The sequence below is a fragment of the Shewanella sp. genome (assembly GCF_051658185.1).
Classification (GTDB): Bacteria; Pseudomonadota; Gammaproteobacteria; order Enterobacterales; family Shewanellaceae; genus Shewanella.
The window spans coordinates 1-5,403 of sequence record NZ_JBOFMC010000027.1 but is presented as its reverse complement, the minus strand read 5'-3'; the positions used below and the strand labels follow the sequence as shown (position 1 = coordinate 5,403).

At 50.1% G+C, this 5,403-nt stretch carries 4 protein-coding genes; 2 read left to right on the top strand and 2 right to left on the bottom strand.

Annotated features, from left to right (window positions below):
- Positions 1–518 (top strand): pyrimidine 5'-nucleotidase (gene yjjG, locus ACRCZA_RS01080; protein WP_438672641.1); only part of this gene is annotated, 518 nt, incomplete at its 5' end.
- An 11-nt stretch (positions 519–529) separates the two neighbouring features.
- Here the strand turns inward: yjjG and hxpB are convergent.
- Entirely contained in the window at positions 530–1,219 is a 690-nt protein-coding gene (gene hxpB, locus ACRCZA_RS01075; RefSeq protein ID WP_438672640.1) for a hexitol phosphatase HxpB, read from the bottom strand.
- 427 nt (positions 1,220–1,646) lie between these two features.
- Here hxpB and acnB point away from each other — a divergent pair, with 427 nt between their 5' ends.
- Positions 1,647–4,244, top strand: coding sequence for a bifunctional aconitate hydratase 2/2-methylisocitrate dehydratase (gene acnB / locus ACRCZA_RS01070; protein WP_438672639.1), 2,598 nt, complete (start codon positions 1,647–1,649; stop codon positions 4,242–4,244).
- A gap of 156 nt (positions 4,245–4,400) precedes the next feature.
- Here acnB and ACRCZA_RS01065 read toward each other — a convergent pair whose 3' ends face one another.
- On the bottom strand, positions 4,401–4,775 hold the full coding sequence (locus ACRCZA_RS01065) for a hypothetical protein (RefSeq protein ID WP_438672638.1): 375 nt from the start codon (positions 4,773–4,775) through the stop codon (positions 4,401–4,403).
- Between the last annotated feature and the right edge of the window lie 628 nt (positions 4,776–5,403).

Genomic DNA, 5,403 nt, shown 5'->3' with positions numbered 1-5,403 from the left:
AAGACGGTAAAATTACCGCACAGGAATTGCAAACCACCCGCTTTAAGGCTTGGGCGGCAAAGCTTAACGTGGCGCCACACACCTTAAACAGTGCTTTTTTAACTGCCATGGCTGAGATTTGTTCGCCGCTGCCCGGTGCGCGCCAATTGCTCGCGGCGCTGCAAGGTAAGGTTAAGCTAGGGATTATCACTAATGGTTTTACTGAGCTGCAGACGGTGCGTTTAGCGCGTACGGGTTTGCAGCATCATTTTGATATTTTAGTGATTTCAGAAATGGTGGGGATAGCTAAGCCGGCGGTGGGGATTTTTGAACATGCGCTTGCCTTGATGGGGCATCCCCCGCGCGAGCAGGTGCTCATGGTGGGGGATAATCTCCATGCTGATATTGTTGGCGGCCTCAACGCGGGGATCCATACCTGTTGGTATAACGCCCACGGCCACGATGCGCCCGAAGGAATTGTCCCTCATCACCAAGTGCGCTGCCATGATGAGCTGCACGCTTGGTTATTGGGTGCGTAAATGCTGCCGGGTTAGTTGGGGGTAAGTGACTGGCTTTGTTGGAGTCGGTCCAACAGTGCTGGCAGCGTGAGTAGGGTGTTGGCGCGGTGGTGGGCAATGACCCATTTGGCTTCCTCTCTTTGCTCTGGCGCGGGGATAGCAAGGGTTTGCATATTCGCGGCGCGGGCCGCAATAAGGCCATTAAAGGAATCTTCAATCGCAAGGCAATGGCGCGGGTCGACGGCTAACGCCTTGGCGCAATTTAAATACACTTCGGGATGGGGTTTGCCGTAGGGCAGTGCTTCGGCGGATGTGACGGCCATAAAATATGGGCGTAGCGCTAATTGATCGAGTACTGCGTCGATAATCATGCTCGCGGATGATGTCGCGAGGCCAATTTTTAACCCTAAGCGTTGGCAGCAGGCGAGCGCCTCATAAACCCCTTCCATGGCGCTGCCGCTGCGGCGGATTTCGCTAGCGACCTCATCAATAATCGTTTGACTGACCTTCGCGTTATCGTAGGCTGGCCAAGGGAATTGTTGATACCAGTAATCGACACATTGATCGATGCGTAATCCCGTTGTTTGCTGGATAGAGGCGATGCTGACCGGGACGCCGAGCGCGCTTAACACGTGATATTCGATACGCTGCCATAAGGGCTCTGAATCGATTAACACACCATCCATATCAAAAATAACAGCTTGAATATTAAGAGATGTCATGGGAACTCCGCAGGGCTGAGATGCGCAAACATGGCCACTAAATGGTGCCAATGTGATGGAACTGGGCTATTTTTACGCGCCATCATGCTAAATTTTTGAAAAATTTACAGCAATATTTTCTCAAGCGGCAAAAATGTGCGCGCTATCCACTGTGGCGTGAAAGGATTAATAGTTTGTTTTATAAGGTATATGTTAATTTTTCACACTATTGTCTAATTGCGTTTGTGTGACGTCCAGAGTAGGTTGGTGTTTACCAGCGGATTTAGCCCTGATTTTGAATTTTGCTGAGTGTGACCTGATTCATACTTTTGCAAAGCTGTAGTATACTGCTGGCCGGAAATACGGGTCGATCATCTCGGACTGTCAGCTTCAATTAGGAAGACGTGCAGTTTCGTTGTTAGAGCGTCAAACAAAGAGGAATGTTGCCGTGCTAGAAGCATATCGTAAACACGTCGCAGAACGTGCTGCAGAGGGCGTAGTCCCTAAGCCATTAGATGCACATCAAGTGGCTGAACTGGTTAAATTGATTCAAACCCCCCCCGCAGGTGAAGAGGCGTTTATCCTTGACCTGCTCGAAAATCGAATTCCCCCCGGTGTTGACGAAGCAGCTTATGTGAAAGCGGCATTCTTAGATGCGGTCGCCAAAGGCACTGCAACTTCACCCATCCTGTCTGCCGAACGTGCGACTGAGTTATTAGGCACGATGCAAGGTGGTTATAACATCGAGCCGTTAATTGCCCAGCTCGATAACCCGGCGCTAGCGCCATTGGCCGCGAAAGCCTTATCTCACACTTTGCTGATGTTTGACTCTTTCCACGATGTGGTTGAGAAAATGCAAGCGGGTAACGAGTATGCAAAACAAGTGGTTGAAGCTTGGGCCAATGCAGACTGGTACTTAAGCCGTCCAAAATTAGCTGACAAAGTGACTCTGACGGTATTTAAAGTCTCAGGTGAAACCAACACCGACGATCTGTCACCGGCACCTGATGCTTGGTCACGTCCAGATATCCCATTGCACGCATTAGCGATGCTGAAAAACGCCCGTGATGGCATCGAGCCTGATGTTGCTGGCAGCGTAGGTCCAATCAAGAAATTAGCAGAGCTCAAAACCAAAGGTTTCCCATTAGTGTATGTGGGTGACGTTGTCGGTACAGGTTCGTCACGTAAGTCAGCGACTAACTCAGTATTGTGGTTCATGGGCGATGATATCCCGTTCGTCCCTAACAAACGTGCGGGTGGTTTCTGCTTAGGTGGCAAGATTGCACCGATTTTCTTCAACACCATGGAAGATGCGGGCGCACTGCCAATCGAGCTGGATGTGAGCAAGATGGAAATGGGCGATGTGATCGACATTTACCCCTATGACGGCATTGTTAAGCGCCATGGTAGCGGTGAAGTGATTTCTGAGTTCAGCCTAAAAACCGACGTACTGTTAGACGAAGTGCGTGCAGGTGGCCGTATTCCACTGATCATTGGTCGTGGCCTAACGGACAAAGCTCGCGCGGTGTTAGGTTTACCGGCATCTAAGGTCTTCGTTCGTCCACAGGACATCGCTGATAATGGCAAAGGTTATACGCTTGCGCAGAAGATGGTCGGTAAAGCCTGTGGTGTTGCTGGCGTGCGTCCCGGCCAATACTGTGAGCCTAAGATGACGTCTGTGGGATCGCAGGATACCACCGGGCCAATGACCCGTGACGAGTTGAAAGACTTAGCCTGTTTAGGCTTCAGCGCCGATTTAACGATGCAGTCATTCTGCCACACGGCGGCGTATCCAAAACCCGTTGACGTTAACACGCACCACACGCTGCCTGACTTCATCATGAACCGTGGTGGTGTGTCGCTGCGCCCTGGTGACGGCGTGATTCACTCATGGTTAAACCGTATGCTGCTGCCTGATACCGTCGGTACGGGTGGTGACTCTCATACGCGTTTCCCGATTGGTATTTCATTCCCAGCAGGATCTGGCTTAGTGGCGTTTGCCGCCGCGACTGGCGTGATGCCGCTGGACATGCCTGAATCCGTATTAGTGCGCTTCAAAGGTAAGATGCAACCTGGCATCACCCTACGTGACCTAGTACATGCGATTCCATTAAAAGCCATTGAAATGGGTCTGCTGACCGTTGAGAAAAAAGGCAAGATCAACATTTTCTCTGGTCGCGTACTGGAAATCGAAGGCTTAGAATCTCTGAAAGTTGAACAGGCGTTCGAACTGTCTGACGCCTCTGCAGAGCGCTCTGCGGCGGGTTGTACCATCAAGTTAGACAAAGAACCTATCATCGAATACTTGACCTCGAACATCACGATGCTGAAGTGGATGATCGCCGAAGGTTACGGTGACCGTCGTACCATCGAGCGTCGTATTAAGGGCATGGAAGAGTGGTTAGCGAATCCTGAGCTGATGAGTGCTGACGCTGATGCGGAGTACGCTGCAGTGATCGACATCGACTTAAACGAGATCAAAGAGCCAATCCTATGTGCGCCTAACGATCCAGACGATGCCGTATTACTGTCATCCGTTGCCAAAACTAAGATTGATGAAGTGTTTGTCGGTTCTTGTATGACGAACATCGGACACTTCCGTGCGACCGGTAAGATGTTAGACAAGTTTGCTAAGACACTGCCAACACGTCTATGGATTGCGCCACCGACGAAGATGGATAAAGACCAGCTGACCGAAGAAGGTTACTACGGTATTTTCGGCCGCGTTGGTGCGCGTATCGAGATCCCCGGTTGTTCACTGTGTATGGGTAACCAAGCACGAGTGGCCGAAGGGGCAACTGTGGTATCGACTTCTACCCGTAACTTCCCGAACCGTTTAGGTACAGGCGCTAACGTATACTTAGCCTCTGCGGAATTAGCGGCAGTCGCAGCCCTGTTAGGTCGCCTGCCAACGGTTGCAGAATATCAAGAATACGCTAAAGAGTTAGACGCGACAGCGGCTGACACTTACCGTTACTTGAACTTCGACCAAATCGATTCGTACACCAAAAAAGCATCACAAGTGATCTTCCAAACGGCGGTGTAACGGAGGTTGGCATCTAATGACGGCGCTGATGATTGATTGCTGTATTTAGGTGCATAGATAGCAGGCCTGATTAATTGAGCAGGCTGACCAGTTAGTATCAAAGCAACGGCCCTTTCAGGGCCGTTTTTGCTGACGATATGGCGATTAAGGCATGGTTTATGGCCATGCAGCATATTTGAACCCTACTGACCCCATCAACACCCTGCGGCTTTTGGCGGCGTTGCAATACCGATAAGGGCGCTGCTGGCACCGGGAGATTGCTTTGCTGTCGGTGACCAGAGGGATTGCCTTACTTATGTCATCACGGATGGCGGCCAATACACCCGTTCGCCACGGCCAATACACCCGTTCACCACGGCATATGAGCGGTTGTTGCTGCGCTAACGCGAGCGGCCTGTCGATAACTGCATTTTCTTTCATATCAGCCTCACTTTCCCAACTCGCGCGGGTATCAAGTTCAGCGTGCAGCGCTAAGGGCGTGCCTGTTAGGTTTACGCTTGGCAATCCCAGCTTTAACTGGTTGATTGGCAATGAATAAGGCTCGCCGAAAGTGTATCCCCCATTAACGCCATTCTTGCTGGTGGCATGGGTGCCAAGTGTTTCGCGGTATTGGCCCCCTTTGCAATCCCAGTTGGTTGGTGGTTGTCGTTCGCTATGCTGGCTAAGTAAAGAAGCTAAGCAAAGGATCTAAGCAAAGAAACTGTGCATGAGGTTCATCCGCAGATTTGAGCAAGCGGAACCATGAGGTCAGTGTTTGTGCCCGTTTTTACGGCACCAACCGAGGCGGCAAAACCCATTAGTTCAGAGCTTAATGATGGGTCAAAATACGCGGTAAACCGTGGCAAACGACACTGTTGTCCCCGCTCGTCGCGAAGTGTGCGGCGGCGGCCTTGATAATCTACGACTTAACATAAGTTGTTGAGGGGTTGTAATGATTTTATTGCTATGGCCAGTGTTAAGGATTTTTCTTGGAGTAAGAAGTTGTCGCGATAAGTTCTTGAGTGAATCCGGGTGTGACTATAAAACCCTATTGATATCAATAATTACCATAATTTGGTTTTTTTAAAGATAACAGTCAATCATTTTGCGACATTGTAATATGATGCGAGCCGAGCTTTTTCAATTGGGGTAAAAATTTACATGATAATAATAAAAAAGA

Bases quoted from the DNA above. Each gene is read 5' to 3' on its own strand.
- hxpB (WP_438672640.1), bottom strand. From the start codon at position 1,219: ATGACATCTCTTAATATTCAAGCTGTTATTTTTGATATGGATGGTGTG.